We start from the raw sequence: 21,923 nt of genomic DNA on the forward strand, positions 1-21,923 counted from the left end.
TAAAAATTCCAGTGCAATAAGCACTGGAATTTTTATAGTTTTGACAGATAACTATTGTGGTATTTTTTATCATATGTGACATCCTCACCAAACCAGTCTGGCTTTTGGAAAGCGTCTGCCTGTTCTACAGACTCAAATTCCACCTCAATGAGAACCATGCCGGAAAACTTACCCTCAAAAATATCAAGCTCTGCTGTAAGGCTTCCATCGTTGATTGGGATAAGAAAACGTGTTTTGGTAATGATATTTCCGTCCGCTTTTTTTAACAGATGATTGTAACTTTTTTCATTGAGCGGCAGATTATATTCCTCTCTTGCCATCATGCCGCCTCCCTTGTAGGTCAGATAATATTCATCGTCCTGTTTTCTGATTCGTACCACCGGACTGGTGTTTAAATAGGCCTGCTCGATTTTGTGGTGCGTATATTGGTTTAAATCTTCCGGTAGATTGCCGGGTAAAAATTTTTTTTCTATTTCCATTGTAATACCTTACCTTTCGCAATTATTATAACAAATATTTTGCCCATATGGTATAATAAAATACGATTAAAATTTTGGAGGTATCAAATGAAGACAGTTTATGGTTTTTTGGCAGATGGAGTGGAAGAAGTTGAAGCGTTGATGGTAATTGATTTACTTAGAAGAACAAAAAAGCTAAATGTGGTAACAGTTTCTATAAGGGAGGAACTGATGGTAGAAGGCGCACATGGGATAAAGTTCTTTGCAGATAAAAATATAGACGAAATAGATTTTGAAGAAGGGGATTGCATTTTCCTTCCGGGCGGAGCTGTTGGAACGGAAAATCTTTCTAATTGTCAGGTTCTTACAGAACAGATTGTGAAATATGATAGTGAGGGAAAATGGCTTGCTGCAATATGTGCGGCTCCAAGCATATATGGCCAGTTGGGATTATTAAAGGAAAAGAGAGCTACCTCTTACCCTACATTTGCGGATAAGATGAATTGTAAAGAATATGGCGGTGATGTTATTGTCGATGATAAATTTATAACAGCTAAGGGACTAGGAGTGGCATTAGAACTGGGATTGGAAATGATTTCTCAGCTTGTAGATGAGGAAAGCAGTGCACAGGTAGCAGAGGCAATACAATATAACTGATAAGAACAGATGTGTTGGTGAAATAGTACAAAGGTAGTGACAAGATTATACTTTTATGTTATAATTTTACTCTGCGTCATGGGTTAATTATGCCCGAAGGCAGAAATAAGATAAAGGAATTAAATGAGTTATACTTTGCTCGTTTTTATAACAAGGAGGAAAAGTAATGAGTTTACAGGTAGAAAAGTTAGAGAATAACACAGCAAAACTGACAATCGAGGTAGAGGCTTCAGAGTTTGATAAGGCTATCCAGAAAGCTTATCAGAAAAATAAGAATAAATTTAACGTTCCAGGATTTAGAAAAGGTAAAGTGCCATATGCTATGGTAGAAAAGATGTATGGTGCTGCCGTATTTTATGAAGATGCAGCCAACGAAGTGATTCCTGAAGCTTACGCTAAGGCAGCAGAAGAATGCGAGTTGGAAATCGTTGCACGTCCTGAGATTAACGTAGTCCAGATTGAAAAAGGAAAGCCATTTATTTTTGAGGCAGAAGTTACGACAAAACCTGAAGTAAAGCTTGGAAAGTATAAGGGAATTAAAGTAGAAAAAGCAGATACTACAGTTACAGAGGAAGAAGTAAATGCTGAACTTGACAAAATCAAAGAGCAGAATGCAAGACTTGTCGCAGCAGATGATAAGGCTGTGGAAGATGGTGACCAGACAACAATTGACTTTGAAGGATTTGTTGACGGTGTTGCATTTGAAGGTGGAAAAGGAGAGGATTATCCTTTGACAATTGGTTCACATTCCTTTATTGATACCTTTGAAGAACAGCTTATTGGCAAAAAAGTTGGAGAAGAGGTTGAAGTGAACGTTACTTTCCCGGAAGAATATCAGGCAGAGGAGCTTGCTGGAAAACCGGCAATGTTTAAAGTTACAATCAAAGAGATTAAGGTCAAGGAATATCCTGAATTAGATGATGATTTTGCACAGGATGTTTCAGAATTTGATACATTAGAAGAATATAAGGCAGATATAAAGAAAAACCTTGAAGAAAAGAAAGTAAAAGATGCTGAATCAGAGAAGGAGAGTCAGGTAATTGAAGCAATCGTGAAAGATTCAGAGATGGATATTCCTGAAAAGATGATTGAGGCTCAGGCACAGCAGATGGTAGAAGAATTTGCGCAGAATATTGCTATGCAGGGAATTTCTTTTGAACAGTATATGCAGTTTACAGGTTCAACAGTTGACCAGATTACTGAGCAGGTGAGACCGCAGGCACAGGCAAGAGTGGAATCAAGCCTTGTTTTAGAAGCGGTAGTTAAGGCTGAAAATATTGAAGCAACAGAAGAGGAACTGAAAGAAGAAATCAAGGGAATGGCTGAGAGATACAATATGGAAGAAGATAAAGTGTCAGAGTTATTGTCTGATGTCGATAAGGAAAATCTTAAGAAAGACATTTGTGCCAGAAAGGCAGCAAAGTTAGTTGTTGATGCAGCAAAATAATTATAAATGAAAAATAGGAGGTATGAATATGGCATTAATACCTTATGTCATTGAACAGAACTCAAGAGGAGAGCGTTCTTATGATATTTACTCAAGATTATTAAAAGATAGAATTATCTTTTTAGGAGAAGAAATAAATGATGCAGTGGCTTCGACAGTTGTTGCACAGTTGTTATTCTTAGAGTCGGAAGACCCGGGAAAGGATATCCACATGTATATCAATAGTCCGGGTGGTTCTGTAACGGCAGGTATGGCTATTTATGATACAATGAATTTTGTAAAATGTGACGTATCTACCACCTGTATCGGTATGGCAGCCAGTATGGGAGCTTTTCTTCTGTCTAGTGGGGCGAAAGGAAAGAGATATGCATTACCGAATGCAGAGATAATGATTCATCAGCCTTTAGGCGGCGCTCAGGGACAAGCCACTGAAATCCAGATTGCAGCAGAGCATATCTTAAAGACGAAGAAAAAATTGAATGAAATTTTGGCAGCAAATTCGGGACAGCCGGTGGATGTCGTAGAGAAAGATACAGATAGAGATAACTGGATGTCTGCTGATGAAGCAAAAGAATACGGATTGATTGACAATGTAATCAAAGAAAGATAAGAATAAGGCACCGCTATTGTGGTGCCTTAACTTGAATAGAAGATTTATGTCAAAACAGTGAGGTTATTATGGCAAATAAAAAGTTTGTAGATGAAAATATATATTGTTCATTTTGTGGAAAACCGGAAAGTCAGACCAGGAGACTAATCTCGGGGCCGGAAGGTGTATATATATGTGATGAGTGTGTAGAGATTTGCGCAGGCATTGTCGAAGAAATGTATCATGAAAATGAAGAGGGCAGTGACGAAAGCATTAATTTATTAAAGCCAAAGGAAATAAAAGCATTTTTAGATCAGTATGTAATAGGTCAGGAAGAGGCAAAAAAGGTTCTTGCAGTTTCCGTATATAACCATTATAAACGTGTGCTGGCGGACAAAGAATTAGATGTTGAATTGCAGAAATCTAATATACTCTTGTTAGGTCCTACCGGGTCCGGAAAAACATATCTGGCACAGACACTGGCAAAAATATTGAATGTTCCTTTTGCAATTGCCGATGCGACTACTCTTACAGAGGCAGGTTATGTAGGTGAGGACGTAGAAAATATTCTGCTGAAACTGATACAGGCAGCAGATTATGATATTTATAAGGCGGAGCATGGAATTGTTTATATTGATGAGATTGATAAAATAACAAAAAAATCTGAAAATGTATCTATTACGAGAGATGTTTCGGGAGAAGGTGTTCAGCAGGCGCTTTTAAAAATATTGGAGGGCACAGAGGCGAGTGTGCCGCCACAGGGAGGCAGAAAGCATCCACAGCAGGAATTTATTCCGATTAACACAACCAATATTTTATTTATCTGTGGAGGTGCCTTTGACGGATTAGAAAAAATCATAGAGAGAAGATTGGATAAGAGCTCTATTGGATTTAACTCAGAAGTCAGCGAGAAGACAGAGGCAAAGACGGATGAACTGTTTAAGCAGGTTATGCCACAAGATTTGACAAAGTTTGGCATAATCCCGGAGTTTATAGGACGTGTTCCGGTTACTGTTTCTTTAGACCTTTTAGATGAGGAAGCGTTGGGAAGAATATTAACAGAACCAAAGAATGCGCTGGTAAAACAGTATAAGAAATTGTTTGAGCTGGATGGTGTAAAACTTACATTTACACAGGAGGCAATTCAGGCAATTGCGAAGCTGGCAGTTGAGAGAAAGACAGGCGCCAGAGGACTTCGTTCGATTATGGAAAATGCAGTGATGGACATTATGTATGAGACACCATCCGATGAAACAATTGAGGAATGTATTATCAACGAGGATGTTATCAACGGCTTTGCGGACGCAGAAATTAAATATAATTCTGTGAGAACTAAGACTACGCCGGCAAAAAAGAAAAGTGGAAAAACAGCTTAATTGAATTTAAGGAGACGATATGCCAAAAAAGTACATGTCAGAGAAAAGTTATATAATTCCGGTAATTCCCCTGAGAGGACTGACGATATTACCGGGCACAACAGTTCATTTTGACATTAGCAGAAAATCTTCCATTGCAGCTGCGAATACTGCAATGATGCAGGGGCAGAAACTGTTTGTCGTTGCCCAGAAAGACCCGGTGGAAACATCACCGGGTTTTGATGGTATATATAAAATCGGAACTGTTGTAGTGATAAAACAGCTCAATAAACTGCCTGATGGCATTACGAGAGTGATGGTAGAAGCAAGGGCAAAGGCTGAAATATTAGACATTATTGAGGGGGAAGAATATTTCGAGGGTGAAATCCGTGAGTTTGAACTGATGGAGAATGAACTCACAGAAAATCAAGAGGAAGCCTTTGTAAGAGAATTGAAAGATACAATTAAAAAATATGATGCAACAAGTCATGAACTGACAGAATCGGGAATCAGAAGCCTGATGAAGATAAAAAGTCTCTCTACATTGATGGAACAGATATTAATGAGAGTAAAGGTGGATTTTAGAGTCAAACAGAAATATTTAGAAGAAGATGACATCGTTGCTAAGTTCGGCACGGTGAGTAGTTTTCTTACCAGAGAAAACGAAATCGGAGAGATAAGAGCAGGGATTGTCGAAAAGGTAAAAGAACGTTTAGATAAAAGCCAGAGAGAACATATTCTCCGTGAACAGATGCAAGTTATCAGAGAAGAATTGGGAGAAGATTTCCTTGCGGAGGCGGATGAGTTTGAGAGACAAATTCAGGAGCTGGATGCATCAGCGGAGGTGAAAGAAAAACTTACAAAAGAACTTTCACGCTTTAAAACGTTAGGTGGAAATGCCGTCGAGGCAAATGTTATCAGAACATATATAGATACGATGTTGGAGATGCCTTGGAACAAGGAAACTGTTGAGAATCCGGATATTCAAAATGCTCAGGAAATTTTAGACAGGGACCACTATGAGTTAAAAAAGGTAAAGGAAAGAATTTTAGAATTTCTTGCGGTTAGAAATCTGACACAGGCTAAGGGGGCAAGCCCGATTGTATGTCTGGTAGGACCACCGGGAACAGGAAAGACATCTATTGCACATTCTATTGCGGAAGCATTGAATAAGAAATATGTGAGAATCAGTTTAGGCGGGGTAGATGATGAGTCAGAAATCCGGGGACATAGAAAAACTTATGTCGGAGCTATGCCGGGAAGAATTGCAAAAGCTTTAAAGCAGGCAGATAGTAATAATCCACTGATACTATTTGATGAAATTGATAAGATGGGCAGGGGGCTCCACGGAGACCCGGCGTCTGCATTACTTGAGGTGATGGATTCAGAACAAAATGTAGCTTTTCGGGATAATTATTTAGAAGTACCGATTGATTTGTCTAAGGTTCTGTTTCTTGCTACAGCCAATGATATGAGTACAATTCCCGAACCTCTGATTGATAGAATGGAAATCATTGAGGTAGAGGGTTATACAGAAAATGAAAAGTTTCATATTGCCAAAAATCATTTGATTAAGAAAGCATACGATAAAAACGGAATTAAAAAATCCCAGCTTTCTATTACAGACGAGGCAATAAATAGTATAATAAAGTATTATACAAGAGAGGCAGGAGTGCGACAGTTAGAGCGGGAAATTGCAGGAGTTTGCCGCAAAGCAGCCAGAGATATTGTCCAGAATGGAAAGAAGCATCTTAAGGTTACTTCTAAAAATATAGAAAAATACTTAGGACGCAGGAAATACGAGATTGATTTGGCAAATGAAAAAGATGATATTGGCATTGTGAGAGGGCTGGCGTGGACTGCTGTTGGAGGAACGACACTTCAGATAGAAGTAAATACAATGCCGGGAAAAGGTGAATTAAAGTTGACAGGTCAGTTGGGTGATGTGATGAAAGAGTCTGCAATGATTGCACTCAGTTATGTCAGAAGTATTGCTGCGGATTATGGAGTGAAAAAAGACTTTTTCAGCGAACATGATATACATATTCATGTGCCTGAGGGAGCAGTACCAAAGGATGGTCCGTCAGCAGGTATCACAATGGCTACTGCTATATTGTCAGCAGTGGCAAAAATAAAAGTAAGTTGTAAAGTTGCCATGACAGGAGAGATTAATCTTCGGGGAAATGTAATGCCGATTGGCGGATTAAAAGAAAAGCTTCTTGCCGCAAAAAATGCGGGAATCAAAAAAGTATTGGTTCCGAAAAAGAATGAGCGGATGGTATCAGAGATTTCTGACGAGATAACATCGGGCATGAAGATTGTTTTTGTGAGTGATATGCAAGAAGTAATTTGTGAAGCAATGAAAAGATAAGAGATAGATTATGATTATAAAAAATGTAAATTTAGAGACAGTATGTGGAATTACAAGTAAATTGCCGTATAATGAATTGCCGGAAATTGCTTTTGCCGGAAAATCAAACGTAGGAAAATCTTCGCTGATTAACGGTCTTGTAAATAGAAAGGCATTGGCGAGAACATCATCTCAGCCCGGAAAGACACAGACAATTAATTTTTATAATATCAATGAAGAATTGTATTTTGTAGATTTGCCGGGATATGGTTATGCCAGTGTATCTAAGGAAGTGAAAGAAAAATGGGGAGTCATGATTGAAAATTATCTCCATAGCTCTGAGATGTTAAAAGCAGTATTTTTATTGATTGATATCAGGCATGAGCCGTCTGCGAATGATGTAAATATGTATCAATGGATTTTGGCAAATGGTTATGAACCAATTATTATCGCAACAAAATTAGACAAGATTAAGCGAAGCCAGATACAGAAACATATAAAAATGATAAGAGTAGGGCTTGGTGTAGTACAGGGAACACAGATACTGCCATTTTCGGCACAGACAAAACAGGGAAAGGATGAAATTCTTGATTTAATCGATGAGATAGTAAGGAGTTCATAATGGCACTAGAACCGGAAACATTATATAAACTGATAATTATGCACATGTTAAATAAGGTAGATTTTCCACTTACAAATACACAGATTGCACAATTTTTTTTGGAAAATGAGTATACAAATTATTTTTCAGTGCAGCGCTCGATTAATGATTTAATTGAAAATGGATTTGTATTTTTAAATATCAACAGAAATACATCTTATTATCACCTGACTTCGGAGGGAAGAGAAAGTCTAAAATTTTTTGAGAATAAAATTCCAAATCAGATTGTGGACGATGTGGATATGTTTCTGATTGAAAATAAATATGAATTAAGAAATGAGGCAGGAACTGTTTCAGATTATTATAGGGCATCTAACGGAGATTATATTGTACATTGTCAGGTAAAAGAGGGGGATAGTACCTTAATTGAAATAAATATTGCAACACCGGACAGGGAGATAGCTTCGAAGATGTGTGCAAACTGGGAGGATAAGGATAACAGCCAGAAAATATATCAGTTTGTACTTGAAAATTTGGCATAAATCAGATGTGCTGTTGAAGTCAAAAGGTTCGCATTAATTTTGTGCATAAAGTCCATGCTGCTCTTAGCAACAGAACCTTTTGAACTATATACATGATACCATATTAAAATCAAATAATAGAGATGGAGGGCACCATGTCGCAGATAGAACAGAGTAAAATAAGAAATTTTTGTATTATTGCACATATTGACCATGGAAAATCAACGTTGGCAGATCGAATTATTGAGATGACAGGACTGCTTACGAATAGGGAAATGCAGGCACAGATACTCGACAATATGGAATTAGAGAGAGAGCGTGGAATTACCATTAAGTCGCAGGCTGTCCGCACAGTGTATAAGGCAAAAGATGGGCAAGAGTATATTTTTAATTTGATTGATACACCGGGACATGTGGATTTTAACTATGAGGTTTCAAGAAGTCTTGCTGCATGTGACGGCGCTGTTTTGGTTGTTGATGCGGCTCAGGGAGTGGAGGCGCAGACTTTGGCAAATGTGTATCTTGCTCTTGACCACGACTTAGAAGTTTTTCCTGTAATCAATAAGATTGATTTACCGTCGGCAGACCCGGAAAGAGTTAAGGCTGAAATCGAGGATGTGATAGGGCTGGAGGCAGAGGATGCTCCATTGATTTCGGCAAAGACAGGATTAAATTGTGAGGATGTGTTAGAAGCAATTGTGAAGAATGTACCGGCTCCGGTTGGAGATACAGAGGCACCGCTTCAGGCGCTGATATTTGACAGCCTCTATGATTCTTATAAGGGTGTTATCGTATTTTGCCGAATTAAAGAAGGTACAGTCAAACCGGGAATGAATATAAAAATGATGGCTACGGGTGCAACAGCAAATGTAGTTGAGGTTGGCTATTTTGGTGCAGGGCAGTTTATCTCCTGTGATGAATTGTCTGCGGGAATGGTTGGGTATATCACTGCAAGTATTAAAAATGTGGGTGACACAAAAGTCGGTGATACGGTAACTGATGCAGATAATCCTTGCGCAGAGCCGCTTCCGGGATATAAGGAGGTAAATTCTATGGTTTACTGTGGAGTTTATCCGGCTGATGGGGCAAAATATCCGGACTTGAGAGATGCATTAGAAAAGCTGCAGCTTAATGATGCATCGCTAAAATATGAACCGGAAACATCCATTGCTTTAGGGTTTGGTTTTCGATGTGGTTTTTTAGGATTACTTCATCTCGAAATTATTCAGGAGAGACTCGAGAGAGAGTATGGTCTGGACTTGGTTACAACTGCACCGTCAGTTATATATAAAATATATAAAGAAAATGGAGAGGTTGTGGAATTGACAAATCCGACAAATCTCCCGGACCCAAGTGAGATAGAACATATGGAAGAACCGATTGTCAGTGCAGAAATCATGGTAACTACGGAGTTTATTGGTTCTATTATGGAGTTATGTCAGCAGAGGCGTGGAAGATATATAGGAATGGAATATGTAGAAGGCTCCAGGGCGCTCTTGAAATATGATATTCCTTTGAATGAGATTATATATGATTTCTTTGATGCCTTAAAATCACGTTCTAGAGGTTATGCTTCTTTTGATTATGAATTAAAGGGATATGAACAGGCTAAATTGGTGAAACTCGATATTCTTATTAATAAAGAAGAGGTGGACGCCCTGTCATTTATCGTTCCGGAAGCTTCGGCTTATGAGCGTGGAAGAAAGATGTGCGAAAAGCTGAAAACAGAGATTCCAAGACAGTTGTTTGAAGTGCCAATCCAGGCAGCAGTGGGTAGTAAGGTTATTGCGAGAGAGACCGTGAAGGCGATGAGAAAAGATGTGCTTGCAAAATGCTATGGTGGTGATATCTCAAGAAAGAAAAAGCTTCTTGAAAAACAGAAAGAAGGAAAGAAACGTATGCGTCAGGTCGGAAATGTAGAGATACCACAGTCGGCATTTATGGCAGTCCTAAAACTGGATGAAGAGTAATTGTAACCAATCCGAAGGGTTGATTACCTGCTCGAGCTTCATCTGCGGAGCAGATTTAAAACGAAGCTCGATACAAGATAATTGTAACCAATCCGAAGGGTTGATTACAAGTTATGAGGTAAAGTGGTAGTGGAGAGATTAGAAATTTATATTCATATCCCTTTTTGTGTGAAAAAATGTGATTACTGTGATTTTTTGTCTATGTCTGCGGGCAATGACACAATAGGGAAATATATTTCTGCTTTAATCAATGAAATTAAATTAAGTAAAAATCGAATGGAAGGGTACCTTGTCGATACAGTGTTTATCGGTGGAGGTACCCCTTCCCTATTGGAGGAAAATTTTATTATCCGTATTATGGAAGTGCTGAGAGAAAACTGCAATATGGATGAGAATGCGGAGATAACCATAGAGTGTAATCCGGGGACTGTAGATAAGAACAAATTGAATAGTTTTCGCCGAGCCGGCATTAACCGAATTAGCTTTGGACTGCAATCTGCAAATGATGATGAGTTGCGCTCCATTGGGAGAATACATAATTTTAGCCAATTTGAAGAAAGTTTTAAATTTGCCAGAGAGGTGGGATTTGATAATATCAATGTAGATATTATGAGTGCACTTCCGGGACAAAGTGTTGAGGGATATAAAAAAACTTTGGAAAAAGTTCTCACTTTAAATCCTGAACATATTTCTGCATACAGTTTGATAGTGGAAGAAGGAACACCTTTGTATGACAGGGTAAAAAAAGCGGGTAACAAGGGGAAAAGCATTTTACCTGACGAAGATTCTGAGAGAGAAATGTATTATCAGACGGAAAAAATATTACAGCAAAATAATTATGAGAGATATGAGATATCCAATTATGCAAGAAAAGGTTTTGCGTGTAGGCATAATGTGGGATATTGGAAACGTAGAGAGTATTTGGGATTTGGTATTGGAGCAGCATCTCTATATCATGGGAAAAGATTCAATAATGTGGCAGAAATACAAGATTATATAGAGACATTAGGTTTTATAAAAACAGTAGAAGTCCAGGAAAGATTGTTAAAAAAAGTTGAAGAAGATTTGCATGTTCTTTCAAAAAAGGAGCAGATGGAAGAGTTTATGTTTTTGGGACTCAGAATGATAAAGGGAATCTCTATTCAAGAATTTGACAGGCAGTTTGATGGCTCTTTTGCGGGTATATATGGAGAGATTGTAGATAGATTCGTTGAAAAGGGACTACTGGAAAAGAAAAAGGGGTACGTTAGATTAACGAAGAGAGGAATCGATATTAGTAATTATGTAATGTCTGAATTTTTGTTATAGGAGAAAGGAAATACAAGAGCCAATTGGTGCGCAATGATATCATTGTACACCAATTGGCTTTTTTTTGATATGGCAACGGGAAAAATGGACATCATGCCTGTCTAGATGTACATTTGACAACCGCTTACAATTCCGGAATGCGGCTGATGCAGCCTCCGGTGATTTTTACTGTAAGAGGTTAAGCGAGCAGTTTATCGACAGCCTTTTGAAGTTCGGGATGTTTTCGATATTTTTCAATTAAGTCTTTTTCATGATTGGTAAGTATAAAGTGCTTGTCGTTCGTATATCCAAAGGTAGCAAGTATATCATTGATATTATAAATATCACAGAGCATAAGGAGTGTGTCGGCATCGGGTTGGGACTGGCCGCTTTCCCAGCCGTAAATAGTTTTCTCGGCAACGCGAATCGATTTATCTTCCAGCATGTTTGCCACGTCAGATACTGTGTAATTATTATGTTTTCTATATTTTTTTAGCACTTTTGCTATCATTTCATTCTTCATAATACGAAATCCTTTCTGGTAGAAATACTATTATTAATTTTATCTTATCCTAAGGAAAAATATGCGTCAACAAATTCTGCGAAAACAGGAAAATAGAGTGTTGAAATTCTTTGATAACGAGAATATAATAACTATATTGAGTTATTACTTAGAAAACGGAGTGAAAAGGGTGAACATATCAAAACAAATAGTAAATTATATAAAAGTAAATAATTTATCAGTTTCACGGATTTCTATAGATACAGGGATTGACGAGGAAAAGCTTCTGGGGAATATGGAGCCTTTTAGCGCTGCTGAGTTTTTGGAGTTATGTTTTTATCTGAATGTAAGGCCGGAAGACTTTAGAAAATAGGAATGGGAGAGAAAAGTGCTTAGGTATAGATGTAGACAAGATAATATTGTGACAAAAAATAGTGTTTGTCCTGTTTGTGGCAATCGAAGTGAGTTGGAGCGCTCAGATATTTATTGGTGTGAAAATTGTAATGTACCTTTATATGAGACAGTGTGCGGATGCTGCGGTAGTGAAGGTTATAGAATAACAACTGATATTAGACCGGTTTTTCCTCAAGAGAGACTTCTATTAGAATTAATTTGGAATAAACCACCGAAAACATACGAGAAATCATCCATATGGAATTGTTCCGGAAATTATTATTTTATTGATGGTAAAAGAATTAGATTCTCAGTAAAAGACTTAAAGAATCTGGATGTAGAAAAAATAAGACAGAGATATTTTAAAGAAGAACCTAAGATAGACGAAACATATTTCAATGGATTTATAGAAAAGTTTGTCTGCGCAAATCAGAGCAGATATGATGACATTGTGAAAGAAGCCACAGATTATATCAGAAAGGCGACAAAAGGGTACACGATAAGAGATATGTTTGTATCTTTTTCTGGAGGAAAGGACTCAACCGTCACATCAGATATTGTTATGAGAGCGTTGAGCGATACGAAAATATTACATATTTTCGGGGATACTACGTTGGAATTTCCGGAGACATTAAAGTATGTGGAGCGGTTTCAGAGAGAGCATCCGAAAACACCGGTATTGTCATCCAAGAATAAAGACAAGGATTTTGAGGAATTGTGCCGGTTAGTGGGACCGCCAAGCCGTGTTATGAGATGGTGCTGTACCGTTTTTAAGACGGGGGCGATACAGAGAAAAATAAAAATGCTATTTCGAAATAAAAATAAGATTCTTACATTTTACGGGATTCGGAGGAATGAGTCGAAAAGCAGAAGTAAGTATGAGCGTGAGACTGAGGGAACAAAAATCACTAAACAAATAACGATATCACCGATTATTGACTGGATGGATTTTGACGTATGGCTTTATATTCTGACTACGGGAATAGATTTTAACAGGGCATACAGACTGGGATATGCCAGAGTCGGGTGCTGGTGCTGTCCCAATAATAGCGGATGGTCAGAGTTTTTGTCAAAAATTCATATGAGAGAGCAGTCAGAAAGATTTCATAAAATGCTGATAGATTTCGCTGTCAAGATTGGAAAACCTGACCCGGATGTGTATGTGCAGGATGGAAAATGGAAAGCAAGACAGGGTGGAAATGGTGTGGATTATGCGAAAATGACGGCAGTATCATTTGAGCCATGTGCTTTAGAGGAGAATACATTTAATTATCAATTGTCACGCCCGATATCAGAAGCGCTGTATGAATTATTCAAACCTTTTGGATATTTAAATTTTGACTTAGGAAATAGGAGGCTGGGAGAGGTTTACATTACTGGAAAAAATGGAGAACTCATATTAAAGTTACAGGGAAGAATAGGAAGCAATACATTAAAAGTTACTATTTTAGATTTTCATATTGACGGTGCAAAAAATGTGAATGCCGCAGAGGAAAAAGTAAAATGTCAGATTACAAAATATCAGATGTGTATAGCCTGTGGGGCATGTGAGAGTATTTGCAGGCATAATGCGATTATCATCAAAGAAAATAATGACGGAACAGTAAACTATCAGATTTTGGAAAATAAGTGTCTCAGATGTTTGGAATGTGTAAATCATTTCACCGGGGGATGCTATATCAGAAAGGTATTGGCTACTAAAAAAGATAGATAAAGACAAAACATTGGAGAGTAACGAAATGATAAAATTAAAAGGACATGAGACGTTTGCCATTCGGGAGGGATGGTTAAACAAGGGTATGGCAGCAGTAGAAAATAACAGTAAAGTTTTTGTTAAAAGTTTTGGTGCAGATGCACTGGGAGTAGGAAGTAATATGGCAAAAGCTATCAAATATTGGTTGAAGGCAGGAGGTTTTATAGAAGATAGAGGAAGAGGAAATGTAAAGTTATCGCGTATTGGAGAGATTATTCTAAATAGTGACAGGTACTTTGAGGAACTGTTTTCTTACTGGATTTTTCATATTCATTTAGTTTGGAACAGGGAAAACGCAACAAGCTGGTATTTATTTTTCAATCAAGTTAATATAGATGAGTTTTCCAAAGAGGATATATATTTTTTGCTTGAAAATGAATTATTCCGTTTGGGAGCGGAAAATGTTTCCCCACGTTCGTTACAGGATGATATTTCTGTTCTAATAAATATGTATATGCGTGAAAAAACTGAAAACTATGACCCTGAAGAAAAAAAGATATCTCCTTTCACACGAATGGGATTGATTAAAAAGAATGGGAAAAAGTATCGCAGAGAGGCTCCGGAGTACACTGTTTTAGATAAAGCAGCTTTTTTGTACGGATTAAAAAAATATTTTGATTATAAAAACAGTGATTTTGCCGGAATTGATGAATTGGTCAGTGAACCTCTGTCACCGGGGAAAGTTTTTCAATTAAAGCGGATTGGTGTCAATACATATTTAGATAAGTTAGAGGAAGATGGATACATTGCCGTAAACAGGACGGCAGGGCTTGACATGGTATATTGGAAAAGCGAGATTACATTGGAAGAAATTGCGGAGAAATATTATGCATAAATTATCAGATATTATAAGAATAGATAAAAGGTTTCAAAACTCAATTAATTTACATTTTGATTTGGACAATATAGAAAAAAGCAGGGGTTATATACCTACGAGAGCCTCCATTGCTATATTGTATCAATATTTAGAGCATATCAAAAAAAATCAGGATAAGGCGAATATTCTCATTGGACCTTATGGAAAAGGAAAATCTCATTTGCTTCTTGTTCTCTTAAATTTATTGAGGGGAAATGAAAAGGCGATGAGAACTGTCATTGAGAAAATAAAGATAGTAGATAAAAATACGGCAGACCTGGCAGAAAATATTTTAGGTAAAAAGTTTATGCCGGTCATTGTGTCAGGTACATATAGTGATTTAAACAAAGCTTTCATTGCGGCAATTAGCGAAGCATTGGAAAGGGAGGGCTTGGAGGAACTTATCCCTGACAGCTATTTTAACGAGGCTGTAAAAACAATAGAAAATTGGAAAGAAAACTATAAGAATACATATGTACTGTTTCAATATCAATTAAGAAAAAACGGTATGACCGGTGAGGAAATGCTGATTGGTTTAGAGCGTGGAGAGAAAGAAAAAATAATACTCTTTGAAAAGCTCTATGAAGGGCTGACATCAGGTAGTAATTTTAATCCGATGGTAGAGATTGAGGCGGTCAAACTATATCGTGAAATCAATGAAATAATCGGAAAAACAAAAGGATACAGTGGAATATATATTGTATTTGATGAGTTTAGCAAATATGTAGAAGGTCATGAACGGGAAAACTTTTCGCATGATATGAAAATATTGCAGGATATGTGTGAGTTGTCAGCAGTGACAAACGAGTATCAGATTCATATTACTTTTGTGGCACACAAGAGTATAAAAGAATACGGAAATGCCCTTCCAAAAGAAATGATAAACGCATTTACCGGTGTGGAGGGAAGAATAAAAGAAATCCGTTTTATTGTGTCAGCAGGAAATAATTATGAGTTAATCAGACATGTTGTTGACAAAAAATATAAAGATTATGAGCAGTTTGTACAGGAAAACAGCCGGTATGGTGAGATTATCGAAAAATCTTATCATGTTCCCTGTTTTGAAAGTATATTTTCAAAAGAGGAATATATGAAAATTGTATCATATGGCAGTTTTCCGTTATTACCACTCTCATCTTATTGCCTTTTAAACATAAGTGAAAAGGTGGCACAGAATGAGAGAAGTATTTTTACATTTTTATCCAATGATGAATATGGAAGTCTGCTCTATTTCATTAAAAAAAGTAATGAGATGTTTGGGGCAGATGTAATATATGATTATTTTGAGAATCTATTTCGTGAAAGCAAGAGTATGCCGGAAATTCATAATGAGTGGCTACAGGCAGACTTTGCGCTTTCAAGAGCAGAAACGGATGACGAGAAAAAGGTTATTAAAGTTTTGGCACTGTTTCGAATGATAAGAAAAACAGAGGAATTGCCGATAACAAAAGAAAAAATCCGGCTTGCATCGGGAATCGAATGGAGTGTGTTTGACAATATAATAAACAGTTTAGAAAAAAAGCAGCTCATTGTTTTCAGACCAAAGCTGGGGGCATATGCCTTTAAACATAATGTGGGAATTAATATTGAGAATGAAATAGATAAGCTTGTGAAAATTCAAAATGAAAATATTAATGTGTCAGAGAAACTGGGAGAAATTTCAGAACTGGATTTTGTACTGCCGAGACGATACAACCAGGAATATACGATGACAAGATTTTTTAAATATATATTTGTAAGTGAAAAACAGTTTAGAGGGGTGGCGCAGCCGGAATATTTGTTTGAAGAATCCCAGGCGGATGGGCTGATTGTATGTATTATACGCGATAATGAAAGCAAAATTGACAGGGTGCAAAGGTGGTTAGAACATTTAAACGATAAAAGAATTATAGTAATTTATCCTGATAATGTATTTTCAGAGGAAAATAATATAAGAAAACTTATTGCAGTCAGAAAGTTGTTGATGGATAAAGATTTTACAGAAGAAAATAAGGTGTTAATACAGGAATTAAAAATTTATAAAGAAAATTTGATATTTGAGGTGAATCGTTTTTTAGAAAATAATTATATGCCGGAGAATAACGCATGTACTGTTTTGCATGAGAATAAAGAGTTAGATATCTGTTCAGACAAAGAATTTAACAGGCTATTAAGTGAAATTTGCAGTGAGTATTATCATATGGCGCCAAAAATAAATAATGAATTAATTAACAGAAACTATGTATCTTCTCAGATAAAAAAGGCAAGGCGAAAAATTGTCACAAATATTTTAAGAGGAGATGATTTTTCGGAATATCATAAGGGAACCGGTCCTGAGGCTACGATATTTAGAGCGGCAATGTATTACACAGGGATTCTGGAAGATAAAAATAATATTGATGTCAGGAAGGATAAGGGGACGATATATTTAATAGACGAAGTAAAATCTTTTATTCAAAATTCGGCAGGAAGAAAGACATCATTTTCAAAATTGTATGAGATATTGACGGGCAGAGGGCTTGGTGCAAGGAAAGGAATTATTCCTATTTTTTTGGCAAGAGAACTGTCAGTAATGCAGGATACGCCTATTATTTATTTTAATCAGAAAGAAGTTGAGATTACAGGTGAAATTTTTGAAAATATCAATGACAGGCCAGATGACTATTATCTGTTGGTGGAAAGGGAAAGTGTAAGGAAAGAGGAATATCTCAATCGGCTGGAAAGGCTGTTCCTATATAAACATAACTTTAAATATGATAACAGTCATAACAGGTTAGGAAATATTGTTGACGGCATACAACGATGGTATAGAAATCTTCCGCAGTATACGTTAAATACAAAAAAGGGAGCGAAAGATAACTATTTCTACCAGTTTAGAAATTTGTTTCGGACACTCGAACTAAATCCCCGCGATATCCTGTTTGTAAAAATTCCGGATATATTATGCGAAAAAGAAGAGCAGGGAGAAGATAAGTATATCGTGTGTACGAATAAAATAAATGATATTGTGGGATATTTTAATTCCTTTCTCAAAATGCAAAAACAAAGTGTAGTGACAGAACTTAAACATATATTTCATACCGGTGAGGAGGAAAGTCTGAGTGCATGTCTGAAAGGATGGTATCAGGGATTAGGCATTGCGGTAAAGAATCAGATTTGGAATGATAGTGTGGAATCGTTTATATCCTGTATTCAAAATATGAATATGAATGATGAGATAGAAATTGCTTCTGCATTGTCCAAATCCGTATATGGAATATACATAGAAGATTGGAATGACAATTCCGGGGAACGCTTTTTCAATGAAATACGGGATATAAAAGAGCAGATGGAATCTGTCAGGGACAATACTTCGCTTCACATCGGGAATTATTTTAGTTTTACGGATAGTGAGGGAAATCGGGTCGAGAAGTTTTATGAGGTTGACGAGGAAAACAGTACAAGCTACTTTTTACAGAATGCAATTGAGGATGCGTTGGATGAGTTTGGAGGTACGTTAGAGATAAATCAAAAGTTATCCGTTTTAATTCAGACAATCAACAATTTGTTAAAGAGGTAGAGAAATGATTTATTTAGATAATGCGGCAACGACATACCCAAAATCAGAAAATGTTTACAGGGCAATGGATGAGGCAAATCGTAATCTTGCGGTAAATGCAGGAAGAGGTTCTTACCGTGTGGCGCGAAACGCTGAAACTCTCATAGAAGATACAAGGAAAAATCTGCTTCACCTGGTTTGTGGAAAAGATGATTATCATGTTGTTCTTACACCATCAGCTACTCTTGCGATGAATGAGATTATTGGGGGGCTGTGCTGGAGACAAGGGGAAAATGTTTATGTATCCCCCTTTGAACATAATGCTGTTATGAGAAATTTGAATATAGTTGCAAATAAGTATCACTTGAACATAATTGAACTTCCCTTAAACAAAGACATGACCATTGATTTAACAAAAACAGAATACTTGTTTGCAAAGAAACGGCCTGACAAAGTTTTTCTGAGTCATGTAAGTAATGTGACAGGTTATATCCTTCCTTTAGAAGAACTGTCAGGCCTGGTAAGAAAAGAGAGTGCTGTGATGATTGTGGATGGGTCACAGTCCCTCGGATTAGTTCCTGTGGATTTGAGAAAACTGGATGTAGATTTCTTTGTTTTTGCAGGACATAAAACTCTCTATGGACCATTGGGAATCGGTGGTTTTTTCATGAGAAATGAAGCAATATTAGAGATTCATATTGCAGGAGGAACCGGAACCAATTCATTAAATTTGGAAATGCCTCAATCACTGCCCGAAAGATATGAGCCGGCAAGTAAAAATATTGTGGCAGTGGCAGGATTGAATGCCGCTTTAAAAGACATGGGTACTGAAAGACAGAGGATGCTTTGGCTATTAGAAGAACAAAGGCTGGCTAAAAAGCTGGAGAAAGAATTAAGTCAAATTGACAGAGTGCAGATGTATTCTGTAAATAGTGAAAATAGAACCGGAATTGTAGCATTTAATATAGAGGGGTTGAATGCAGCAGATGTGGGAATGATTTTAGACGAAGACTATGATATCGCAGTGCGTACAGGATATCATTGTGCGCCACTGATACATAAATATCTAAAAGATGAGAGTTTTCATGGAGTAGTAAGAGCCAGTGTGGGAAGATACACCACAAAACAGGATGTGGAAACTTTGGTATGTGCGATAAGAGAAATAGCAGAGTGGTAATGGATAAATGGAACAAATAATTGGCAAAGGAGAAAAATAAATGGATTTAAAAGGGGTAGCGCTTCGTAATATTTATGAATTATGTAACGGGATGAATAACAACAGTGAAAGAGCAAAAAATTTCTATATCAACATTCCACATTATCAGAGACCGTACAAATGGGGAAGAGAACAAATTGTCAATTTATTTAGGGATTATATTAAAAATAAAAATAGTAGTGGAAATGAAGAATACTTTGTAGGTTCCGTTGTTGCGGTAAAAAAGGAAAATGGAGAATTTTATGGTATTATCGATGGACAGCAGAGACTGACAACAGTGTATTTATTAAATTTTGTCAGTTTTTTATTGCGCAGAGCGTATATCGAGGAGCTGTTATTGTCGAATAAAAATCATAAAATTGAAAGTCAGTTGAAAGAATTAGAAGAGTCCTATACCAGAATTTTGGCAAAGACAAAATGCGAAGAAATAAAAAATATGCGTAAGCACCTAATGGACAAAATTGATGAACTGAATGACGCCTGCCCTTTGGACAAAGAGAAGATAGAAAAAGAGATACTTTATATTTATTATAAGGGAATGTATCTTCCTGAAAAGAATTATAACGATAAAAATTATGAGAAAAATCATAAAGAAAAAATGAGAAAATTCTTTTGCAGTGAAGAATTAAATTTAACATATCAGAGAGAAAATTACACGAAAAAACTGAAAGAAGCAATGAGCAGTTTTTATATCAGATTATCGAATGCAGAAGGACCTGAGCTGAAAGAGATTTATACAAATGAAGATGAAACTCAAAAGAATGACAAGGTACTTGAGCAGTATGTAAATGCAATTAAATATATATACGAAGAAATAAAACATCAAATCATAAGTGAAGAAAACGCACTAAAAAAGTGTGAAACAATGTTACAGATTATCAGTGATATGATGAAGGCAATTAAGTTTTGCATTATTGTTACCGGAAATGAAAGTGATGCATATACATTGTTTGAAGTTTTGAATGACAGGGCTTTGGCAATAGAGGACTTGGATTTAATAAAAAATATGTTTTTCAAGGAATATTGTGTACATTCGATAAAAGATAGCGAAGAAGACAAGGATTACAATATCGAAAAACTAGACAGGATTTGGGGAGAAGATATATTTTCCTCTAATGTGGGTATAGAAAAAACGAAACTAATTGCATATCTGGGTACAACCTATCTGACAAGAGATGAGACGATTAATCCCAATGACGGTCCTAAATATAGAAATATTATTGAAGAAAAGTATATTAATGCGAGGTATATCAATCAAAATAAATCCTATGAATACATTAATATTTATAATGATTTTAGAGTGTTCCATATGGCAAAAATAATTGTAGATATGTTTGATATTAAATTCAGAAAGAATGGCAGAAATGACATGGCTATTAAAGCGGAGAGTGATATGAATAAGTCGATTACTTATAAGACGGTTCATCTTTTAAATGCTTTTCATATGGAAGGTGTACTTTCGGCTATCACAAATTTAATTATGAAACAGTTCATTTTTGAGAGCAGTGATTGTGGAAAAAGGGAGATTAATATCAGTGAATTTAGAGAGTTTGTAAAAAACGCTATTAATAAAAGCAGTGAGAAAGATGATACATATAGAAACATAACGAGATGTTCTTATAATCTTTGGGTGAGCGTTTTAAAATCAGATGGATATAAAATTCCAAGAAATATTGCGAAAAGAATGATAAAGAATAACTGTGAAAGGGATTCCTTATCACTTTTGGCAGAGGAACAGACAAGCCTAAATGAGCAGTTAGAAGGGTGGATGGAAAAATGGAACTATAAAGATGGTAAATTAGTCAAGGTAAAAATTCTGTTTATAGAGTTATTTAAGACGAAAAAAGAAAATAATAAAATTATATATAATTTAGTACAAAATCAGTTTGGAGAAAACTCAGAAATACATTTAGACCATTTGGAGGCGGATACAATTGATGAAAGCAATTCAGAAAAGTATTTTTATCCAAGTGATTTGAATGAAGATAGAAATAAATATGTGCAGCAACTTGGAAATTTTATGATTTTAGACAGCAGCGATAATAATGAAAAGAACAATAAACCATTGTTTAAGGCAATGAAATACTATGAAAATATGGCGGAACATTGGCTGATTCAGGAATTGAAAGAAATGCTGGAAGATGATTTATATTGTAAGGAAATAAAGATAAGGGATGAGGTGATAATGGTTCCTACAGAAAAGTTTTTTAATGAACGAAAAAGCAGAATCAAGAGATATTTTGGGGCAGTATTGAGCCGTGAAAATATAGAAGAGAAAGAAATAAAATTACAACACAGATGATTTAAATGTGAATAAAGTGTAAAGCTTTTATAAATTAAATGAATCGGGTTGACTTGCGACACCATGTCATATAAAATGCAGTATGACACGGTGTCATATTTTATTTATGTGAGAATGAATGGATATCATATGGAGAAAAATTACATATT

General features: G+C 36.3%; 17 protein-coding genes. 15 read left to right on the forward strand and 2 right to left on the reverse strand.

Annotated elements, in window-relative coordinates:
* Positions 1-32 precede the first annotated feature (32 nt).
* Positions 33-479, reverse strand: coding sequence for a CYTH domain-containing protein (locus Q5O86_RS02300; RefSeq protein ID WP_302625526.1), 447 nt, complete (start codon positions 477-479; stop codon positions 33-35).
* Between the two features lie 87 nt (positions 480-566).
* Here Q5O86_RS02300 and Q5O86_RS02305 point away from each other — a divergent pair, with 87 nt between their 5' ends.
* From Q5O86_RS02305 to hemW, 9 genes are all read left to right on the forward strand, one after another.
* A complete protein-coding gene (locus Q5O86_RS02305) occupies positions 567-1,115 on the forward strand; it encodes a DJ-1 family glyoxalase III (protein WP_302625527.1) in 549 nt (182 codons plus the stop codon).
* A gap of 166 nt (positions 1,116-1,281) precedes the next feature.
* A complete protein-coding gene (gene tig, locus Q5O86_RS02310; RefSeq protein ID WP_302625528.1) occupies positions 1,282-2,562 on the forward strand; it encodes a trigger factor in 1,281 nt (426 codons plus the stop codon).
* A 28-nt stretch (positions 2,563-2,590) separates the two neighbouring features.
* On the forward strand, positions 2,591-3,172 hold the full coding sequence (gene clpP / locus Q5O86_RS02315) for an ATP-dependent Clp endopeptidase proteolytic subunit ClpP (RefSeq protein WP_302625529.1): 582 nt from the start codon (positions 2,591-2,593) through the stop codon (positions 3,170-3,172).
* 68 nt (positions 3,173-3,240) lie between these two features.
* Positions 3,241-4,527 carry an ATP-dependent Clp protease ATP-binding subunit ClpX gene (gene clpX, locus Q5O86_RS02320; protein ID WP_302625530.1) on the forward strand — a complete coding sequence of 429 codons (1,287 nt, stop codon included), beginning with the start codon at positions 3,241-3,243 and terminating at the stop codon, positions 4,525-4,527.
* Between the two features lie 19 nt (positions 4,528-4,546).
* Positions 4,547-6,877 carry an endopeptidase La gene (gene lon / locus Q5O86_RS02325; protein ID WP_368074726.1) on the forward strand — a complete coding sequence of 777 codons (2,331 nt, stop codon included), beginning with the start codon at positions 4,547-4,549 and terminating at the stop codon, positions 6,875-6,877.
* A gap of 10 nt (positions 6,878-6,887) precedes the next feature.
* Complete coding sequence (yihA, locus tag Q5O86_RS02330) at positions 6,888-7,478, forward strand: ribosome biogenesis GTP-binding protein YihA/YsxC (RefSeq protein ID WP_302625531.1); 591 nt, start codon at positions 6,888-6,890, stop codon at positions 7,476-7,478.
* Positions 7,478-7,999: a DUF4364 family protein gene (locus Q5O86_RS02335; RefSeq protein ID WP_302625532.1), complete on the forward strand. Its 522-nt coding sequence runs from the start codon at positions 7,478-7,480 to the stop codon at positions 7,997-7,999. Before yihA ends, Q5O86_RS02335 begins: the two co-directional genes overlap by 1 nt.
* A 134-nt stretch (positions 8,000-8,133) precedes the next feature.
* Positions 8,134-9,948, forward strand: a complete 1,815-nt coding sequence (gene lepA, locus Q5O86_RS02340) for a translation elongation factor 4 (protein WP_302625533.1) — start codon at positions 8,134-8,136, stop codon at positions 9,946-9,948.
* Positions 9,949-10,077: 129 nt separating this feature from the next.
* The gene (hemW, locus tag Q5O86_RS02345) at positions 10,078-11,256 is read left to right on the forward strand and encodes a radical SAM family heme chaperone HemW (RefSeq protein WP_302625534.1); all 1,179 of its coding nucleotides are present in this window, start codon (positions 10,078-10,080) and stop codon (positions 11,254-11,256) included.
* 178 nt (positions 11,257-11,434) lie between these two features.
* Here hemW and Q5O86_RS02350 read toward each other — a convergent pair whose 3' ends face one another.
* A complete protein-coding gene (locus tag Q5O86_RS02350; protein WP_302625535.1) occupies positions 11,435-11,758 on the reverse strand; it encodes a helix-turn-helix domain-containing protein in 324 nt (107 codons plus the stop codon).
* 169 nt (positions 11,759-11,927) lie between these two features.
* Here Q5O86_RS02350 and Q5O86_RS02355 point away from each other — a divergent pair, with 169 nt between their 5' ends.
* From Q5O86_RS02355 to Q5O86_RS02380, 6 genes are read left to right on the forward strand one after another with little or no spacing between them, the layout of a single operon-like run.
* Positions 11,928-12,110: a hypothetical protein gene (locus Q5O86_RS02355; RefSeq protein WP_302625536.1), complete on the forward strand. Its 183-nt coding sequence runs from the start codon at positions 11,928-11,930 to the stop codon at positions 12,108-12,110.
* 15 nt (positions 12,111-12,125) lie between these two features.
* Complete coding sequence (locus Q5O86_RS02360; protein WP_302625537.1) at positions 12,126-13,844, forward strand: phosphoadenosine phosphosulfate reductase family protein; 1,719 nt, start codon at positions 12,126-12,128, stop codon at positions 13,842-13,844.
* A gap of 25 nt (positions 13,845-13,869) precedes the next feature.
* A complete protein-coding gene (locus Q5O86_RS02365) occupies positions 13,870-14,718 on the forward strand; it encodes a DUF4007 family protein (RefSeq protein WP_302625538.1) in 849 nt (282 codons plus the stop codon).
* Positions 14,711-18,277 carry a hypothetical protein gene (locus tag Q5O86_RS02370; RefSeq protein ID WP_302625539.1) on the forward strand — a complete coding sequence of 1,189 codons (3,567 nt, stop codon included), beginning with the start codon at positions 14,711-14,713 and terminating at the stop codon, positions 18,275-18,277. The genes Q5O86_RS02365 and Q5O86_RS02370 overlap by 8 nt, the downstream gene beginning before the upstream one ends.
* A gap of 4 nt (positions 18,278-18,281) precedes the next feature.
* Positions 18,282-19,433 (forward strand): aminotransferase class V-fold PLP-dependent enzyme, encoded by a 1,152-nt coding sequence (locus tag Q5O86_RS02375; protein WP_302625540.1) that lies wholly within the window; start codon positions 18,282-18,284, stop codon positions 19,431-19,433.
* A 40-nt stretch (positions 19,434-19,473) separates the two neighbouring features.
* Positions 19,474-21,774, forward strand: a complete 2,301-nt coding sequence (locus tag Q5O86_RS02380; protein ID WP_302625541.1) for a DUF262 domain-containing protein — start codon at positions 19,474-19,476, stop codon at positions 21,772-21,774.
* Positions 21,775-21,923: the final 149 nt, after the last annotated feature.

The sequence above is a fragment of the uncultured Eubacterium sp. genome, assembly GCF_937958975.1.
Lineage (GTDB): Bacteria > Bacillota > Clostridia > Lachnospirales > Lachnospiraceae > Eubacterium_G.

Excerpts from the sequence above, each read along its gene's own strand:
- Q5O86_RS02300 (WP_302625526.1), bottom strand. The coding sequence starts at position 479 with ATGGAAATAGAAAAAAAATTTTTACCCGGCAATCTACCGGAAGATTTA.
- Q5O86_RS02305 (WP_302625527.1), top strand. The coding sequence starts at position 567 with ATGAAGACAGTTTATGGTTTTTTGGCAGATGGAGTGGAAGAAGTTGAA.
- tig (WP_302625528.1), top strand. The coding sequence starts at position 1,282 with ATGAGTTTACAGGTAGAAAAGTTAGAGAATAACACAGCAAAACTGACA.
- clpP (WP_302625529.1), top strand. The coding sequence starts at position 2,591 with ATGGCATTAATACCTTATGTCATTGAACAGAACTCAAGAGGAGAGCGT.
- clpX (WP_302625530.1), top strand. The coding sequence starts at position 3,241 with ATGGCAAATAAAAAGTTTGTAGATGAAAATATATATTGTTCATTTTGT.
- lon (WP_368074726.1), top strand. The coding sequence starts at position 4,547 with ATGCCAAAAAAGTACATGTCAGAGAAAAGTTATATAATTCCGGTAATT.
- yihA (WP_302625531.1), top strand. The coding sequence starts at position 6,888 with ATGATTATAAAAAATGTAAATTTAGAGACAGTATGTGGAATTACAAGT.
- Q5O86_RS02335 (WP_302625532.1), top strand. The coding sequence starts at position 7,478 with ATGGCACTAGAACCGGAAACATTATATAAACTGATAATTATGCACATG.
- lepA (WP_302625533.1), top strand. The coding sequence starts at position 8,134 with ATGTCGCAGATAGAACAGAGTAAAATAAGAAATTTTTGTATTATTGCA.
- Q5O86_RS02350 (WP_302625535.1), bottom strand. The coding sequence starts at position 11,758 with ATGAAGAATGAAATGATAGCAAAAGTGCTAAAAAAATATAGAAAACAT.
- Q5O86_RS02365 (WP_302625538.1), top strand. The coding sequence starts at position 13,870 with ATGATAAAATTAAAAGGACATGAGACGTTTGCCATTCGGGAGGGATGG.
- Q5O86_RS02370 (WP_302625539.1), top strand. The coding sequence starts at position 14,711 with ATGCATAAATTATCAGATATTATAAGAATAGATAAAAGGTTTCAAAAC.
- Q5O86_RS02375 (WP_302625540.1), top strand. The coding sequence starts at position 18,282 with ATGATTTATTTAGATAATGCGGCAACGACATACCCAAAATCAGAAAAT.
- Q5O86_RS02380 (WP_302625541.1), top strand. The coding sequence starts at position 19,474 with ATGGATTTAAAAGGGGTAGCGCTTCGTAATATTTATGAATTATGTAAC.